The sequence below is a fragment of the Neobacillus sp. PS3-40 genome, assembly GCF_030915485.1.
Classification (GTDB): Bacteria; Bacillota; Bacilli; order Bacillales; family Cytobacillaceae; genus JAUZPL01.
In genome coordinates this window covers 502,650-519,245 of record NZ_CP133266.1, presented here as the reverse complement: position 1 = coordinate 519,245, position 16,596 = coordinate 502,650, and the positions used below count along the sequence as shown (strand labels likewise).

Genomic DNA, 16,596 nt, shown 5'->3' with positions numbered 1-16,596 from the left:
TCCTTTCACTGTCTCATTACACAATGCTATTTTATTCTAAGCTTTCCTTTACTTCATTAGATTTTTCTAGGGAATCGTAAAAGGCAGCAAGTGAAGCAGTCATATATGGAACTAGCCAAATAAATCCAATAAAGACTGTCAAAATACTTAAGAATGTCCAGCCAATAAAACTTAGTGTTAAGAGAAAATATTTCCATTTATTCCCTTTCATTAACTGTCTACTTTTTGTAATAGCTGCACGAGGACTAAGATCAGGGTTGTCTTTTAATACAAAATAAACTTGGGAATAGGATATAGATTTAATGATTGCAGGTATCATGAACAGTAAAAACCACAAAAAGGTATAGACTGAAGTAAGTATGAAGGCTCCAAGGATCTTAAAATATTTTGTTGCATCAAATCCTTGAAATACGTTCTTAAATTTTACAGGCTCTTTCCTTATTATTTCAAGAAAGGTTATATTGAAACCGTACATTATTGGATATAATGCGATTGTAAAAAGCCATGATATAAACTGTGCATTCGCAGGAGCACCCTCCTGATTGTACCAAGTGCTAAGATTGCCACTAAATAATATTTCAATTATCAATGGGATAATTGTATATACTCCAAAAGAAATTATAGAAAGTAAAATTGCGAAGCCCCACCTACTTTTTAATGAAGCTCTTGCTTCTCTTTTTATATCTCGAATTCTCAAGTCTATTCCCCCTTAAAAAATTTCCTAAGTACACATTATACAATGTATTAGATATATACACTAGAAGTTAAAGATTATTCATTCCCAAAATATAGGTGTGTTTTAAATCTTATTCTTTTTAGCACGTTGATTACCAGGAATAGTGCGAAAAACTGAGATGGCTGGTGAATTTGATTGATTGGCATTTCGTTCTATTTGAATGATCGATTTGCACAAGAGCGCATGGTTCTTGCAAGGAAAAAAGGTGTGAAACAAGCATTTACCTCACTTCATATCCCAGAAGAAGTGGGCGACCTTGCTAATCGAGCAAGATCACTACTACACATTGCAAAAGAACTCGGAATAGAAGTGTTCGCGGATGTTTCATTCAAAACGCCGGAACATTTGGGACTTGAAAGTTTAGAGGAATTAAAATCTCTGGGCGTAACTGGTATCAGATTAGATGATTTTTTTGATAAAGAGAGGATTCTTCAACTTTCAAAAGAATTTTGTATCGCTCTTAATGCGAGCATTATGTTTGAAGAGGATTTAGAAACCCTATTACAAGCTGGTTTACAACCGGAACAGCTGATTGCTTGGCATAATTTTTATCCACGGCGTGAAACTGGATTAGACGACGAGTTTTTCAATAAGCAAAATGAACTATTTAAGCGTTATCAAATCCCGATTCGTGCTTATATTCAAGGGAATGGTGAAAAGCGCGGTCCACTATTTGAAGGCTTACCAACCTTAGAAAAACATCTGTTGCAGGATTGGAATTGTTTCAGGCCGGAATTAGTGATGTGTATATTGGGGATCCTGATTTTAGTGAAGATCTTTTAGATCAGTTTATTAATTATGATCAAAAGAAAATCATTCCGATTCGAATGATTAACTCTTCTTTAAAGGTAGGCGAATACCGACTTCGGCCTGACTTTGCCCGTGATGTTTTGCGGCTAATGGATACAAGAAGTTCGGTTGAGATCATTCCAGAAAATTTAGAAGACCGACCAATAGGTACAATTACAATGGACAATAATCGATATGGGCGTTACCAGGGTGAAGTACAAATCACATTATGTGATCTTAAAGCAGATAAAAGAGTAAACGTTATTGGAAAAGTTTTTGATGAGGATTTGCCACTCTTATCTCTAATTAAACCAGGGTATAGGATAAAGCTAATCCAATAGTAATAAAACAAAGGGTGCTACCGTGTTGTAGCACCCTTTGTTAAAGTTTTAAGTTTAAAGATTAATAGGAATGAAAATGAATTTATTTTTGTTTTTGGGAGAATCTGCTCAACTGTAATGAAGGGGATATAGTCATGTACTTTACCTATTTTCTTAAAGTGGTAATTCATTTTTTACAGTTATTTTGGAAAATCCTCGAACCAATCCCGGTAGAATGAGAAGATAATATAAACCAACACTAATCAATAGTATTCCAATAATAAAATAAATGGTATCCACACGAACAAAGGCAGGGAAGACAATAGCGATAATCCCTAAAGCAAGTGAGTGAGCACTCATCATTAACGGATCTATCCATCCTGAGACTCTTCCCATAAATTTTGGATCAACAAGTTCGGTCATCCAACCTGAAATGGCAATGTTAACCGGAGCCAAAATAATTCCCATAACAAGGACAAGCACAAAAAATATCCAAACGTTGGAAAGGGTTCCAATCACAATCGTTACTATTCCTGAGAGCAAAACACCTGAGATTAACACACGATGGACCTTGAATTTTTGAATAAGCTTGTTTCCAATAGTACTTCCAATAATAAATCCCATTCCTAGAAAAATGGAAAAAAGAGAAGAATACTGTTCATAATGATCAGGCGCTAGCTTATATTTCATCGTAAAAATAGGTAGGACAGCAAATCCGCCGTTAATTAGTCCGAATACCAAGAAGCCAGAAACGATTGATTTAAGTAATTTAAAATGAAAGATGTACTTAAACCCTTCCCGAAAATCTGATAAAATTAACTTATAATTAATTTCTTTAACTTTTGTTTTTCCATTTGGCAAACGAACTTCAAAAGGAATGGCGCAGCTTCGAATTAAAATGGCGGATATAATAAAACTCACGCCATCAATAATAACAGATCCTTTTATTCCTAAATAATGGTATGATAATGCACCCAACCCTACCCCAAAAAGCATAAACAATCCCATAACGGTCTGATTTAATCCCGATGCCTTCATGTACTGCTCTTTATCAAGCACACCTTGTAAAACACTCATTTCAGCGGGGGCAAAGAACTTGGAAACCGCACTACGAATAAAAAGAACGATGAAAACAAGTAGTAAGTTATTGAAGTAGATAGCTACAAATAAAAGGACAGTCAGACATGCGCGAATCCAGTCCGAGTTCTCTGCGATTTTTTTCCTGTCAAACCTATCTGCAACCACTCCGACGATAAAAAATACTAGCAGAATAGGGAGGGAGTACATTAATTCTGCAATTGTTGCATAATATGGTTGTTTACTGAAATGATCCAATAAAAAAAATGCAAATGCCATATTACCAATGGTTGAGCCAAGCTGTGAGGTAAAAGTTGCTAGGAAAAGTTTCGTAAACAATCTGTTTTTAAAAATATCCATTAAGTATCTCCTTTTCATTTATTACTTGTAATACTTCCTTTAGCAATTTTACTTCTAGTAAACATTAAAAATCCCTTTTTTTTACTTCAAAAAAGAAAAATTTCATATGACAAAAAGATTGTCATTATGGTATAGTATGAAATGAATTTAATAAATCCCGCTTTCAGCGGTAGAGGTTGTAGCTACCCTCTTAAAAAAACTATGAGGAACAGTGCTGCTTTCTTAGTAGTGCTGTTTTTCTATTTTAAAGGAGTTTTGAAAAATGAAAAATGATAAAGCCGTCGTCGTTTTTAGTGGTGGTCAGGATAGCACAACTTGTTTATTTTGGGCCCTTGAAACTTTTAAAGAAGTCGAAGCAGTGACATTTAATTATAATCAACGACATAGTTTGGAAATAGAATGTGCTACAACAATTGCAAAAGAATTAGGCGTCAAGCATCATATCCTTGACATGAGTCTTTTAAATCAATTAGCCCCGAATGCTTTAACAAGAGCAGACATTGAAGTGGCTGATGGGAAAGATGGAGAACTTCCATCAACATTTGTTCCAGGCCGAAATTTACTATTCTTATCTTTTGCAGCTGTTTTAGCAAGCCAAGTTGGCGCAAAGCACATTGTAACAGGAGTTTGTGAAACAGATTTTAGTGGATATCCAGATTGTCGGGATGTATTTATCAAATCTCTGAATGTAACATTAAACCTATCTATGGACACCCCCTTTGTGATTCACACCCCCCTTATGTGGTTAAATAAGGCCGAAACGTGGGAATTAGCAGATAAAATGAATGCTTTAGACTTTGTCAGGGAAAAAACATTAACATGTTATAACGGGATTATTTCGGATGGTTGTGGCGAATGCCCTGCCTGCAAACTAAGACAAAAAGGGCTAAGTGAGTATCTTTTGGTCCGAAAGGAGTTTTAATTAAATATGTATGGTTTTAAGATTGTAGATAAACTCCAAAAAATAGATGAAGATATCAAAAAAGAACAACTAAAATACCATTCCAAACGAGTATTAGTAAGTAAGGAATTCACATTTGATGCTGCACATCATCTGCATTGTTATGAAGGAAAATGCAAAAATTTACATGGGCATACATACCGGGTGGTTTTAGGTATAAGCGGATTTGTGGATCACCGTGGTTTAATGATTGATTTTGGCGATATTAAGGATATTTGGAAAAATGAAATTGAGATTTTTCTTGATCATCGCTACTTAAATGATACGCTTCCACCCATGAATACTACTGCAGAAAATATAGTAGTGTGGATTTATGAAAAAATGGATGAAGCACTGAAGCGGGAAGATAGACAAAATCAATATCTCGGAGCAAGGGTTGAGTTTGTTCGGCTATTTGAAACGCCAACAAGTTATGCAGAAGCCAAAAGGGAGTGGATGGAAAGTGAGTAAATTACCGATCATGGAAATTTTCGGTCCAACCATTCAAGGCGAGGGCATGGTTATTGGTCAAAAAACTATGTTTGTAAGAACTGCAGGTTGCGACTATTCATGCAGCTGGTGTGATTCATCTTTTACATGGGATGGTAGTGGGAAAGACAATACAAAAATGATGGATGCAAATGAAATTTGGGCTGAACTTAAAAGCCTTGGTGGGAACGGTTTTTCATTTGTAACAATTTCAGGTGGTAATCCAGCATTATTGAAAGATTTAAATAGTTTGATTGACTTATTAAAGAAAAATAAAGTAACTGTTTGCCTTGAAACACAGGGAAGTAAATGGCAGGATTGGTTTTTAGATATCGATGAATTAACGATCTCCCCAAAGCCGCCAAGTTCAAAGATGCAAACGGATTTTTCTGTGCTTGATTCCATCGTTAACAATCTAAGTACAAATCCCGCGCAGCAAAACGTCAGTCTAAAAGTAGTTGTTTTTGATGACGAGGATTATGAGTACGCAAGAGGAGTATATAAACGATATCCTAGAGTACCATTCTTTTTACAAGTAGGGAATGAACATATCACGAATAGTGATGATCAAGAGTTAACGAGGATACTCCTAAAAAAATATGAGTGGTTACTAAATAAAGCAATGAATGATGAAGAATTAACAAATGTGAAAGTTCTCCCTCAATTACATACATTTGTTTGGGGTAATAAAAGAGGGGTTTAAAGAAGTGAAATTGAATTGGATTGGATTAATTTTTAATAAGGCTCTCTTCTTAAACTCTGTTGCTATTTGAAGCTAATATGGTGTGTTATATCAGTTTATCGATGAATCAGTAGGCAATTTTTAAGAAAAGAGCACGATATCATAGTAATTACGGGTTTTAAACTATCTGTACGAAAACAGCCTTTAATAAAGAAAGGGAATATACAACATGAGAATCATTTTATATTTAATATCTATTGTAACAGCTAATGTCATAACAGCAGGATTTGCACCATTACATTTTGGAATCTTTATTGTCCCAATGGGCACATTGCTTGTGGGAGCAACATTCATTTTGCGCGATGTGGTCCAAAATAAATATGGAAAAGTAAAAACGTATCTATTTATTGGGACAGCCTTACTATTATCAGCACTTGTTTCCTTCTATTTAGGTGATACATTGCTAATAACCCTTGCATCAGCGATTTCTTTTGCTGTTTCAGAAACAACGGATACTGAAATATATAGCCGGTTAAAATTACCGATGAGTTGGAGAGTATTTTATAGTGGTATTGTTGGGGGATTCTTTGATTCCGTAATCTTTGTCATTATCGGACTGAGCCCTCTAGGTGCAAACTTTTTACCTTGGGTAGCCGTTCCAGCGGCAATTGCAGGTCAGGTCATTGTAAAAACGATTATTCAAGGAGTAGGAGCTATTATTTTACACCAAGTGCAAGAGCGACCAACTCATAAAATAGTAGAGAGTTAAAACGTCTTACTTAGACATTTTACCGTTAGTTTGATGGGTACGATGAAGTTGGCGGGTAAATTGTGCTTTTCCGCGGGTAAATTGAAAAACTCGCGGGTAAACATTGAAATCCCGCGGGTAAATGGAAAAGATTTAATAAAATAAGTAATAGAATGAACTTTGATGTAGGCTTATCATCTATATATTAGAAAAAATAAAAGATTCATTAACTCGCCAGTCTCCGGACTGGCTTTTTTAGCATTAAATTCGAAAGGCACGATGATAAATACAGTTTATTTACCAGTAATAAGACCTGTTCTATTTTAAAAAAGAATAAATTATGTCTTTTTTATGTTATTTAAATATACCCTTACCCGTAATTGTATATTGTGTTATAATTCACAAATAAACATGTATCATCAGGAGGTAATGACCAAATGACAAATAAAATAATTATTATTGGCGGCGTCGCTGGTGGGGCAACAACAGCAGCTAGACTTAGAAGATTAGATGAGCAAGCTGAAATTATCATGTTCGAAAGAGGAGAATATATCTCATTTGCTAACTGTGGTTTGCCATATTATATTGGTGGGACAATTTCAGAACGAGAAAATCTTTTGGTTCAAACTGTTGAAGGAATGTCGAAAAAGTTTAAATTAGATATTCGTAACTTAAGTGAGGTAACAAAAATTAACCGTGACCAAAAAACGGTTGAAGTGAAAAATTTACGTACTGGCCAAATATATGAAGAAACTTACGATAAACTTGTTTTATCACCTGGAGCAAGTCCTATCAAACCCCCAATCCCAGGTATTGAAAAGGCTGAAGCTCTTTTTACATTAAGAAATATACCTGATACTGATAAAATTAAGTCATTTACCGATACGAAAAAGCCCAAGAAGGCTGTCGTTATTGGTGGAGGGTTTATTGGAATCGAAATGGCTGAAAACCTTTGGGATTTAGGTATTGAAGTTACCTTAATTGAAATGTCGAATCAAATTATGGCACCAATTGATTTTGAAATGGCGGCAATTCTACATGCACATCTTCGTGAAAAAGGTGTTAACTTAATTCTTGAGGATGGAGTTTCAGCTTTTGAAAATAATGGGATTGTTAGGTTAAATAGCGGCAAAATGATTGAAACAGATATGATTATATTAGCTATTGGTGTAAAACCTGAAAACCAATTAGCAATTGGTGCGGGGCTTAAAGTTGGGGAACGTGGAGGAATCCAGGTTAATGAACACTTGCAAACGGAAGACTCAGACATCTATGCCATTGGTGATGCAATCGAAGTAAAAGATTATATTAATGGCCGTCCAACGCAAATTCCACTTGCATGGCCAGCAAATCGCCAAGGTAGGATTGTTGCTGATCACATTAATGAGATTCCTGCTCGGTATAATGGAACACTTGGAACCTCGATTGCAAAGGTATTTGATATGACTGTCGCTGCAACTGGCAACAATGAGAAGCTATTAAAACGTCTTGGACTATCATATGAAGTTGTTCATGTACACCCAGGTTCCCATGCAGGTTATTATCCAGGTGCATTTCCAATCTCGCTCAAATTAATCTTTGATAAAGTGACAGGTAAAATCTTTGGAGCACAAGCTGTTTCCTATGATGGTGCAGATAAACGGATAGATGTAATTGCAACAGCCATAAAGGGCGGTTTAACAATTTTTGACTTGCCAGATTTAGAACTTGCATACGCACCACCCTATTCATCTGCAAAAGATCCCGTAAATATGGCTGGTTATGCTGCAGCAAATATTGCAGATGGATTAGTAGAAACAGTACAATGGCATGAAATCAATGAAATTATCCAAAATGGTGGGTTATTAGTCGATGTACGTGAACCAATTGAAAGAGGATTGGGCTTTATCGAAGGATCTATCAATATTCCATTAGATGAATTACGCAGCCGTTTAGAAGAATTGCCAAAGGATCAAACCATCTATTTAACTTGTCAGGTTGGATTACGTGGTTATTTAGGAGCGCGCATCCTAATGCAAAATGGATTCAAGGTGAAGAACCTTGATGGTGGCTTGAAGACTTATTCATGTGTTTATGAACCATTTGCAGTGCAAAACAGTGGAAATTCTATTAGTGATTCAGGGGTGATTGAAATGAAAAATCCAAGTCCAACTGAGACTATTTTAGTAGATGCATGCGGGTTGCAGTGTCCCGGGCCGATTATGAAAGTTTATCAAACAATGGATAAAATGAATTCGGGTGATGTATTAGAAGTACATGCAACAGATCCTGGTTTCACAAAAGATATCCAGTCTTGGGCAAATAATACGGGTAATACATTGTTAAATACAGTGTTTGAAGATAAGAAATTCAAAGCCTATATTCAAAAAGGGACTGCCACTGAAATGGTTGCTACTACAGAAGTCAAAGCTCCTTCAAAAAATGGTGCAACGCTCGTTGTATTTAGTGGTGATCTTGATAAAGCAATTGCCTCCTTTATTATTGCTTCGGGTTCTGCAGCAATGGGTAAGCAGGTTACGATGTTCTTCACATTCTGGGGACTTAATATTCTGCGGAGAAAAGATGCGCCACCAGTTGAAAAAGATATAATGGAAAAAATGTTTGGTATGATGATGCCAAAAGGTATTGATAAATTGCCGCTCTCCAAAATGAATATGGGGGGGATGGGAGCAAAAATGATTAGCCATGTGATGGACAAGAAAAATGTCGATAGTTTAGAAATGCTAATGAAAAATGCTCTTGATGCAGGTGTAAAACTTGTTGCATGTTCGATGTCTATGGATATAATGGGAATTAAACAGGAAGAATTAATCGATGGCGTTGACATCGGCGGGGTTGCATCCTACCTAGGAGATGCAGAACAATCTGGGCTGAACTTATTTATTTAAAGTCCCCACGAATTAAGAAATAGGGAGTAATGCTCAAACCATGTTATTTGGTAGTTAGTAAATCGAATTGCGTTTTTAAACCACTTTGGTGGTTTGTATAGACTAGAAAATGAGATTCGCTTAAAATAGAGGAAATAGAGGTGATAACGATGATATACGATGATAAATCCAAAAATCGTTTAAAACGGATTGAAGGCCAATTAAAAGGAATTTTGAGAATGATCGAAGAGGAAAAGGACTGTAAAGAAGTCATTACTCAGTTATCAGCTGTTCGATCGGCAGTTGATCGGACAATTGCTGTTATCGTGAGTGGTAACCTCGAACATTGTATTCGTGAATCAATTGAAGCCGGGGATGGTAATTCTTCTAAAATTGTGGAAGAAGCGGTCAATATGTTAGTGCGGAGTCAGTAATATGGGAAATGCCTATCCAAGTGATAGGCGTTTTTTTAGCTAAGTAGAATTTATATCCATAAATTCTGCTGGCGTATAAAAGGGTCCTTATATAAATAGAAAGTTGCATAGTTACATTTGAAACAGATGGCTTTGTTTTAGCATAAGCTAAAATAAAAAGGTGGAATTCTATGATTCACACAATAAAGCCTGGTGAAACACTTTCAACCATCTCTTCAAATTACCGGGTAAGTCTACATCAGCTTTATACTGCAAATCCAGGCCTTCGGCATTTGTTTCCTGGCCAAAAAATCCAGATTCCCGGAATACCGGATACAGACACCATTCCATATATGATCCAAATTTCGATAGGGAAACGACGACTATCTTTATTTGAGAATGGAAAATTTATAAAAATATACCCAATTGCTGTAGGTAAGATACTCACGAAAACGCCAGAAGGTGAGTACGTTATTGTCAATCGACAGTTAAACCCAGGCGGGCCGTTTGGGGTGATGTGGCTTTCTTTATCAAGGGAAGGCTACGGCATTCATGGAACGAATAATCCTTCTTCTATTGGGAAAGCTGTCTCCCATGGCTGCGTTAGAATGTATAATCACGATGTTCTACAACTTGCAGAAACAGTTCCAAATGGTACAAAGGTAGTGATTAAACAATAGGCTCAAAAATAATTAAGAAAATCCCACCTTCAAAAATGAGAAGGTGGGATTCTAATTTTTACTTATAAATCACAATCGATCCAACTGATTTGTCTGTTGATTGGCCGTTCACACGAACTTTAAGTCCGAAGTGACCAATGTTTCGACCGGCATCTGGCATGAATGTATTTAAGAATGAGTTGCTGTCATTAAATAGAGAAACTGCCTCTTGGCTTGGTTCAACTAATGTTTGGGTTGGATTGCTAGGATCCCCATAGATTAAATTCAAACCAGAAGTAGGATTTAATCCAAATGCAGCATCCGCAATATGATAGCGTGTGCTTGCTTCAGCAGTTGTGCCACCCATTAAGAGCCACTGTAAGTCTTGACCAAGATGCGCATCAACTACACCTAAGAATCCATCACCAGGATGGCCTCCTACACTTACTGGTCCAGTCCAGTTTTCGGTAAAGCTGTCATCAACATACCATACTACTAAACCACCATCATAGCTCATTATTGAGTTGCCGCGTTTAATATGCCCTAGGCCTTGATCGACACCATTATGACTGCGCCATTCTAGTAAATAGTAATGATTTGTTAGTTTGTTTCCATCCATCTTTGTAAAGCCGTTTAAAGCAAATGGAGAAGTAGCGTTTTCTGCTCCATCATCAACTAGTGTTTGACCATCTGCGATAACCTTAATGTTATCAGCAAAGAATCCAATATATGAACTGCCCCAGTCTGTAGCATAGCGAAGGCGAAGTTGGATTTTTTGACCTGCATAAGCACTTAAGTCGAATGACTCTTGCTGCCATCCATTCGAATCACCTGTAAATCCAGGCATTGAATTTAATATAGTTGGATAACCTTCAGGGACAACATCTGAACGTGTGTTAGCGTTTCCTAATGATTTCCAAGTTGCGCCATTGTCAGTTGATACTTGTGCAAAAGCAAAGTCCCACTGTTCTTCAGTATTATACCAAGCATCGAATGTAAAAGTTGCAGATGATTTACCTGTTAAATCTACATTCGTCACCATATTTGTATCCATTTCATCTTGCTGCCCACCCCAGTATTCGTAGCTTCCTGCAGCGGGAATGTTAACAGGTGTTTTCTTTTGTGGTAAGTTTACACGAATTGCTTGGTTATTTTGCCCAAGAGGTGAATTAGCTTGGTCAAGTAAGAACTGAGATCCGTTTGTTGACACATCGTTCCAATTGACAAGGGTTGGTGCTGTCCATTTGCCCCCAAGAGTTGATTGGAAATATTGCTTTGCAAAAGGTGAGAAGCCAGATGGTTCTGCACCCGGAATTTTACCAGCCCATGAGCCGCTTGCCATTATCGACCAATAGGCAATTGCTTCGCCAGTACCAGAGTAAATAGTATCATATTCATCAGGTAAGCCTAAATCGTGTCCGTATTCATGAGCGAATACTCCTGTTGCTCCATCTTCAGGCATTACAGTATAGTCGTAAAATCCTGGTAAACCTTTTCCTAAACCATCTGGATCATAGAATACGGCGGAACGGTGAGACCAAATGGCATCATTACCTAGCGTGCCACCACCAGCTTCTTGACCCATACCAGAGTGGATAATTTGTAAGTGATCAACCAAACCGTCTGGCTCCCAGAAGTTTCCGTTTCCATTTAAGTCATGCGGATCTTCTAAATCGTAATCTTGTAAGGGAACTCCAGCAGCTTTTGCAGCAACTAAAGCATCCTTTACTAATTGTTTTGATCCTCCTGGAGTAACGTTATCATGTCCACCACTTGCCTTGTCACCACCATAAAATTTGGCAGTTCCAGGTACAGGTAGCCATCCATAAGCATTTCCTTCAATAGTGTAGGTACCACCTGACTGTTCCTCATAAAATTGCTTTTGAGATACTTGATCTTCTCCGTTAGGGCCTTTAAAATCACCCTTTTTACCAAAAATCATATCCTCAAAATGCTTTGTATCATAGTCTTTATAATAGTTATCTGTCTCAATAGGTTTAATATTATTGTGAGCAAAATCAGAGTACTCAACCATTAAGGTTAGTAGTTTTCCTTTTTTCTGTACCCCTGGTGAAGTTCCTTCCTTGACTGGATCTGGATTTCCCTTCAACTGACCATACTTGTTCCCTTTTCCTTTTAATAGGCCGTTCGTAAAGTCTTTAAATTTATTTTGTTTTTTTGCCTCAGCTGCTTTTACTTTAGCAGCCAATGGATCAGAATCTGTTACTTTGTCTTGCTTTCCTTTAAGATTTAGATAATTTTTTAATGCATCTTGTTTTTCTTTTTCTGATGCATCCTTAGAAATGACCCCACTTCTAATTAAGAGCTCGATCAATTTTTCGTCATTTACTACTGCTAAGTCTAGTGAATTTTGAGTTTGAGAGTTTTTCAAAATATCTTTATGTAGGAGATCTACGTGGGATGATGAAACATAGTTACCTGGGAAGCCTGTAAAAAGTGTGCCTGCAATTACCACGGTGGAGAGACTTGTTTTTAAAAGTTTTCTCAATAAAATTCCTCCTCTTATTATTTTTCAGTACAATTACATAATATTCGAAATAATCAAGTAATACTACTTTAAGTTTTCATCAATTAACGACTAAATTCTGGGGATTTGTCGATTGTTACTATTGGAAAAAACCACTCGAATAAGTAAAAATCCCATTTAGGAATGAAAAGCTTATTCCAAATCCTATTCAGTATACATATCTGTTTTCTTAGCTGGTGTTAAAAGAATTAAAGGAAAACAAACATTGTTTAAAAATATGATGTGTTAATCTTGGATGGTGGTACAATAGAATTGAAATTTAATGAACAAAAAACATGATGAAGCTGAACTCATAACTGATGTGAATGAAACAGTTGGTACTGCTGCTAGATTTAAAGATTTTATAAGTAGAGGGAGTTTTAATTTTGAAAAAAGTATATATTATCCATGAAAATACTGAATGGACCATGCATTTAACGAAACGACTCGATGAACTTCAAGTTCCATATGAAGAGTGGCATTTAGATCAAGGTAGTCTTGATTTAACGAAAGAGCCACCAGAAGGAATTTTCTATAACCGCATGAGTGCATCTTCACATACAAGGGGGCATCGGTTTGCTCCAGAGTTTGCTGGCCAAGTTTTGGCATGGCTTGAGGCTCATGGGAGGAAAGTCTTTAATGGGACAAGAGCATTAAGCCTTGAGATAAGTAAGGTATTGCAATATTTAGAGCTAAACAAACACGGCGTTAAGACACCGAAGACGGTTGCAGCAGTTGGAAAGAGCCAAATACTTGAAGCTGCTAGTGAATTTAAAGGACAAGCATTTATCACAAAACATAATCGTGCAGGTAAAGGGTTAGGGGTACAATTATTTCAATCAATTGATGCTTTGAGAAAGTATGTAGAAGGTCCTGAATTTGAAGAACCCGTTGATGGGATTACGTTAATTCAAGAATATATCCAATCTCCTGAAAGCTTCATTACTCGTTGCGAATTTGTTGGAAGTCAATTCGTTTATGCGGTAAAGGTAGATACATCTGAGGGATTTCAATTATGCCCTGCAGATGCTTGCCAAATAGGGGATTTATTCTGCCCTGTTGGTGAAGAAGTTGAAGAGAAGCCAAAATTCCAAATTATCGATGGCTTCTCCGATCCAATAATCGAAAAATATCAACAAGTTCTTGCGGCCAACAAGATTCAGGTTGCTGGAATTGAATTTATCCGTAATATAGAAGGGGAAATTTTTACATACGATATCAACACCAATACAAACTATAATTCTGATGCTGAAATGAAGGCAGGTAGATTTGGCATGCTCGAATTGGCAAAATTTTTAAAGGAAGAGCTTGAGAAATAGAATTTAATCCCCTTTTTATGGGCGTTTTTTTACCAAAGACATTGAATGTATAATGGCCATATTATGTGTAATCCTAAAAATAAAAAGGAGCATAAACATGGAAAATACAGTGGTTGTCAAAGAATTAAATGCTTTTTTGAAAGGTAGATACATGGGTATTCATCAATATGAAAATTACATCCAGAAAGCTAATGATGCCAAATTTAAAGTGGAACTACAAAGATTACAGCAGGATCACAAAAGACATGCCCAACTGGTGGCTGAGAGAATTCAAAATCTAGGAGGGACACCTGTTGATAGCCCAGGCTTCACTGGTACAATTCAAGAATGGATGAGTGAAATTAAAGGTTTTCCTGAAACAGATGAGGAGCTTTTACTTGGAATGCTAAAAGCAGAAGATAAATATGCGGTTGAACTATCTGAAGAAATTGTAAAAGGAGATTTAGATCCTGACAGCACTAAACTAATCGAACAAATCATTGACGAAGATAGACAACATGTGCAATTTCTTAAAAATCTGGTTTCGAATTAAGCAACAGCAAACAAAAAATGCTCTCCGAAAAGTGGAGAGCGTTTTTTGTTTGAAGAAAAAGGGCGGACCTACGCAAAAACAAATAATTTATTTAATTTAAGTGAAAAAATGGTCCGTCAATTGGAAGAAGAAATATAATTGGAAGTTAATAGATAAACCGGAATATCTGTACAGTAAGATGAAAAAAGACAGTTCCCGAAGTAAAGTAGGAGCTGTCTTTTTTAGCTATACAGAATTAATATCCATAAATGTTACATGCAAGCAACGGTAAGGATGACCCAGACAGGTGAGTGCCGCATGACACGGCTTGAACGAGCGTGCAAGTTTCTACGACGCCTCTGTCATCACCTTAAAGGGCACTCTAATCGCGAATTCTTTTATTATTCTGCTTTAGATGCTTCGATTTGAAGGTTTACTTTTACTTTATCGCCAACTAGAACGCCACCAGTTTCAAGAGCAGAATTCCATGTTAAGCCAAAGTCAGCACGATTGATTGATCCTTTTGCACTAAAGCCAACTTTTTCATTTCCCCATGGATCTTTTCCTTGACCTTCAAATGTTACCGTGAAAGTTTCTGGTCTTGTAAAACCGTGTAAAGATAATTCACCTGTTACATTATATTCGCCCTCATCCGCTTTTTGGATATCGGTTGAATGGAAAGTCATTGATGGATATTTTTCAACATCAAAGAAATCAGCTGATAATAAGTGACCATCACGATCTTTGTTACGTGTATCAATACTTGAGAGTTCAACCGTAAATTCAATGTTTGCAGAAGTTAAATCTGTTACATCTGCCTCAACAATTGCACTAAAATTTTGAAAAGTACCCTTTACATTTGCAATCATCATGTGACGAATCGAAAAATCTACACTGCTATGTGCTGCGTCAATTGCCCATTTTGTTCTTGTCATTTTTATTTCTCCTCCACTTAAATAGTCTTAATTTATTTATCTCGAATTTAAAATAACTTAATTCAAAGTAATTATATGTCGTATGTAACATCTTGTCAATCGTTTTTCGAAAAATATTCAGAAAATATTCAAATAATTTTGGATTTAGGTTGATTTAAGTGAAAAGTAAAGAGAAGAAGGAGGGACGCTTATAATATTTCGCTAATCAACAGATACTAAACAAACAAAACCCACTTAAAGAAATGAGTGCTTGAGTTGAAACGGCTGAAAAAGAAGAATATTCCCTTTCTCGTTTTATTTATCATTCATTCTGGAATATTAGGATATTCCTTCTATAAAAATAGAAATCGAAAATTGTTATTTGCCCATTTAATGTCGAATATTGGGTTCGCCTATATATTTGAATATTTTGTACTTAATCTTTTTAAGGCATATGTGTATAGACCCAAGGTTTTCAAAATGCGAAAATTTGACAATATATTTGGAGCTATTTTATCACAAGGCATTTTTATTCCATTTTCAGCAATTTTTATAACAACTTTTCAGTTTGGATGGAAAGTTAAGCTATTGTTTAGCGTATATTTTTCAGTAGTGGAGGAGGTTTTCATACGATTAGGGGTGTACCGACATAATTGGTGGAAAACAGTTTATACTTTCATACTGATGCCAGGATACTTTAAACTAAGTGACTTTTGGTATAAACAGCTTTGCAAAGGAAATAGATTTGTGCAGTTAGTGACGTTGTATAACATGACTTTTGTTACTGGGATAAATTTGTTATTTGTTTTAGCAAAGCTAAGAAAAATCAAATTTGGAATTGGCAGGTATCATTCTTGGAATGAACATTTTATTATTGTTCCACTATATACTTTAGTCGTTTCATTCATTTCAACCTATTTAATCAGGTTTAAAAATGGATGGATTTCTTGGTTAAGCTTACTTGTCATTAGATTTGGCTTCGATAAACTCCTTTTTACATGTAACCTTCTTAAAAGTAAACTTACAAAACTGGAGAGCACCTATTTTTTTTCGATTATGACTGTACTTGCGATTTTTTATCAAAAGTTGGTTTATGGAAGAAAGAAAGATCTTTAAACGAAAAAAAACGCCATAATGGCGTTTTTTGCGTAATAAAACACACTTGTAAAAATACAGAGTGCGTGATATGATAATAGTTAGTTTGAAATGTTTTGTAATTATTATTATAAATATCCTATATTAACA

Annotated in this window: 16 protein-coding genes; 12 read left to right on the top strand and 4 right to left on the bottom strand. The window is 36.1% G+C overall.

Annotated features, from left to right (window positions below; genetic code table 11):
* Window positions 1-31: 31 nt before the first annotated feature.
* On the bottom strand, window positions 32-697 hold the full coding sequence (locus tag RCG20_RS02595) for a DUF975 family protein (protein ID WP_308182672.1): 666 nt from the start codon (window positions 695-697) through the stop codon (window positions 32-34).
* Between the two features lie 174 nt (window positions 698-871).
* Between RCG20_RS02595 and RCG20_RS02590 the strand changes: the two genes are divergently transcribed.
* Window positions 872-1,519, top strand: a complete 648-nt coding sequence (locus RCG20_RS02590) for a MupG family TIM beta-alpha barrel fold protein (protein ID WP_308182671.1) — start codon at window positions 872-874, stop codon at window positions 1,517-1,519.
* Window positions 1,456-1,866, top strand: coding sequence for a phospho-sugar glycosidase domain-containing protein (locus tag RCG20_RS02585; RefSeq protein WP_308182670.1), 411 nt, complete (start codon window positions 1,456-1,458; stop codon window positions 1,864-1,866). Before RCG20_RS02590 ends, RCG20_RS02585 begins: the two co-directional genes overlap by 64 nt.
* Before the next feature lie 153 nt (window positions 1,867-2,019).
* On the opposite strand, the gene RCG20_RS02580 is transcribed toward RCG20_RS02585, so the two are convergent.
* Complete coding sequence (locus tag RCG20_RS02580; RefSeq protein WP_308182669.1) at window positions 2,020-3,282, bottom strand: MFS transporter; 1,263 nt, start codon at window positions 3,280-3,282, stop codon at window positions 2,020-2,022.
* Window positions 3,283-3,544: 262 nt separating this feature from the next.
* Here RCG20_RS02580 and queC point away from each other — a divergent pair, with 262 nt between their 5' ends.
* From queC to RCG20_RS02545, 7 genes are all read left to right on the top strand, one after another.
* Window positions 3,545-4,204, top strand: coding sequence for a 7-cyano-7-deazaguanine synthase QueC (gene queC / locus RCG20_RS02575; RefSeq protein WP_308182668.1), 660 nt, complete (start codon window positions 3,545-3,547; stop codon window positions 4,202-4,204).
* A gap of 6 nt (window positions 4,205-4,210) precedes the next feature.
* Complete coding sequence (queD, locus tag RCG20_RS02570; protein ID WP_308182667.1) at window positions 4,211-4,693, top strand: 6-carboxytetrahydropterin synthase QueD; 483 nt, start codon at window positions 4,211-4,213, stop codon at window positions 4,691-4,693.
* Entirely contained in the window at window positions 4,686-5,414 is a 729-nt protein-coding gene (queE, locus tag RCG20_RS02565; RefSeq protein WP_308182666.1) for a 7-carboxy-7-deazaguanine synthase QueE, read from the top strand. Before queD ends, queE begins: the two co-directional genes overlap by 8 nt.
* Before the next feature lie 208 nt (window positions 5,415-5,622).
* Window positions 5,623-6,162 (top strand): VUT family protein, encoded by a 540-nt coding sequence (locus tag RCG20_RS02560; protein WP_308182665.1) that lies wholly within the window; start codon window positions 5,623-5,625, stop codon window positions 6,160-6,162.
* Between the two features lie 416 nt (window positions 6,163-6,578).
* The gene (locus RCG20_RS02555; RefSeq protein ID WP_308182664.1) at window positions 6,579-9,029 is read left to right on the top strand and encodes a CoA-disulfide reductase; all 2,451 of its coding nucleotides are present in this window, start codon (window positions 6,579-6,581) and stop codon (window positions 9,027-9,029) included.
* Window positions 9,030-9,178: 149 nt separating this feature from the next.
* Entirely contained in the window at window positions 9,179-9,442 is a 264-nt protein-coding gene (locus RCG20_RS02550; protein WP_308182663.1) for a metal-sensitive transcriptional regulator, read from the top strand.
* 170 nt (window positions 9,443-9,612) lie between these two features.
* Window positions 9,613-10,101 carry a L,D-transpeptidase family protein gene (locus RCG20_RS02545; protein WP_308182662.1) on the top strand — a complete coding sequence of 163 codons (489 nt, stop codon included), beginning with the start codon at window positions 9,613-9,615 and terminating at the stop codon, window positions 10,099-10,101.
* A 58-nt stretch (window positions 10,102-10,159) separates the two neighbouring features.
* Here the strand turns inward: RCG20_RS02545 and RCG20_RS02540 are convergent, their stop codons facing one another.
* On the bottom strand, window positions 10,160-12,589 hold the full coding sequence (locus RCG20_RS02540; RefSeq protein WP_308182661.1) for an immune inhibitor A domain-containing protein: 2,430 nt from the start codon (window positions 12,587-12,589) through the stop codon (window positions 10,160-10,162).
* Between the two features lie 404 nt (window positions 12,590-12,993).
* On the opposite strand from RCG20_RS02540, the gene RCG20_RS02535 reads away from it, so the two are divergent.
* Together RCG20_RS02535 and RCG20_RS02530 are read left to right on the top strand one after the other, a co-directional pair.
* Window positions 12,994-13,926 (top strand): ATP-grasp domain-containing protein, encoded by a 933-nt coding sequence (locus RCG20_RS02535; protein ID WP_308182660.1) that lies wholly within the window; start codon window positions 12,994-12,996, stop codon window positions 13,924-13,926.
* Between the two features lie 97 nt (window positions 13,927-14,023).
* Window positions 14,024-14,458: a ferritin-like domain-containing protein gene (locus RCG20_RS02530; RefSeq protein ID WP_308182659.1), complete on the top strand. Its 435-nt coding sequence runs from the start codon at window positions 14,024-14,026 to the stop codon at window positions 14,456-14,458.
* A gap of 380 nt (window positions 14,459-14,838) precedes the next feature.
* Here the strand turns inward: RCG20_RS02530 and RCG20_RS02525 are convergent, their stop codons facing one another.
* Window positions 14,839-15,372: a YceI family protein gene (locus RCG20_RS02525; RefSeq protein ID WP_308182658.1), complete on the bottom strand. Its 534-nt coding sequence runs from the start codon at window positions 15,370-15,372 to the stop codon at window positions 14,839-14,841.
* Between the two features lie 459 nt (window positions 15,373-15,831).
* On the opposite strand from RCG20_RS02525, the gene RCG20_RS02520 reads away from it, so the two are divergent.
* Entirely contained in the window at window positions 15,832-16,467 is a 636-nt protein-coding gene (locus RCG20_RS02520; protein ID WP_308182657.1) for a hypothetical protein, read from the top strand.
* The last annotated feature ends 129 nt before the right edge of the window (window positions 16,468-16,596 follow it).

Excerpts from the sequence above, each read along its gene's own strand:
- RCG20_RS02580 (WP_308182669.1), bottom strand. The coding sequence starts at position 3,282 with ATGGATATTTTTAAAAACAGATTGTTTACGAAACTTTTCCTAGCAACT.
- queC (WP_308182668.1), top strand. The coding sequence starts at position 3,545 with ATGAAAAATGATAAAGCCGTCGTCGTTTTTAGTGGTGGTCAGGATAGC.
- queD (WP_308182667.1), top strand. The coding sequence starts at position 4,211 with ATGTATGGTTTTAAGATTGTAGATAAACTCCAAAAAATAGATGAAGAT.
- RCG20_RS02560 (WP_308182665.1), top strand. The coding sequence starts at position 5,623 with ATGAGAATCATTTTATATTTAATATCTATTGTAACAGCTAATGTCATA.
- RCG20_RS02555 (WP_308182664.1), top strand. The coding sequence starts at position 6,579 with ATGACAAATAAAATAATTATTATTGGCGGCGTCGCTGGTGGGGCAACA.
- RCG20_RS02550 (WP_308182663.1), top strand. The coding sequence starts at position 9,179 with ATGATATACGATGATAAATCCAAAAATCGTTTAAAACGGATTGAAGGC.
- RCG20_RS02545 (WP_308182662.1), top strand. The coding sequence starts at position 9,613 with ATGATTCACACAATAAAGCCTGGTGAAACACTTTCAACCATCTCTTCA.
- RCG20_RS02530 (WP_308182659.1), top strand. The coding sequence starts at position 14,024 with ATGGAAAATACAGTGGTTGTCAAAGAATTAAATGCTTTTTTGAAAGGT.
- RCG20_RS02525 (WP_308182658.1), bottom strand. The coding sequence starts at position 15,372 with ATGACAAGAACAAAATGGGCAATTGACGCAGCACATAGCAGTGTAGAT.
- RCG20_RS02520 (WP_308182657.1), top strand. The coding sequence starts at position 15,832 with ATGCGAAAATTTGACAATATATTTGGAGCTATTTTATCACAAGGCATT.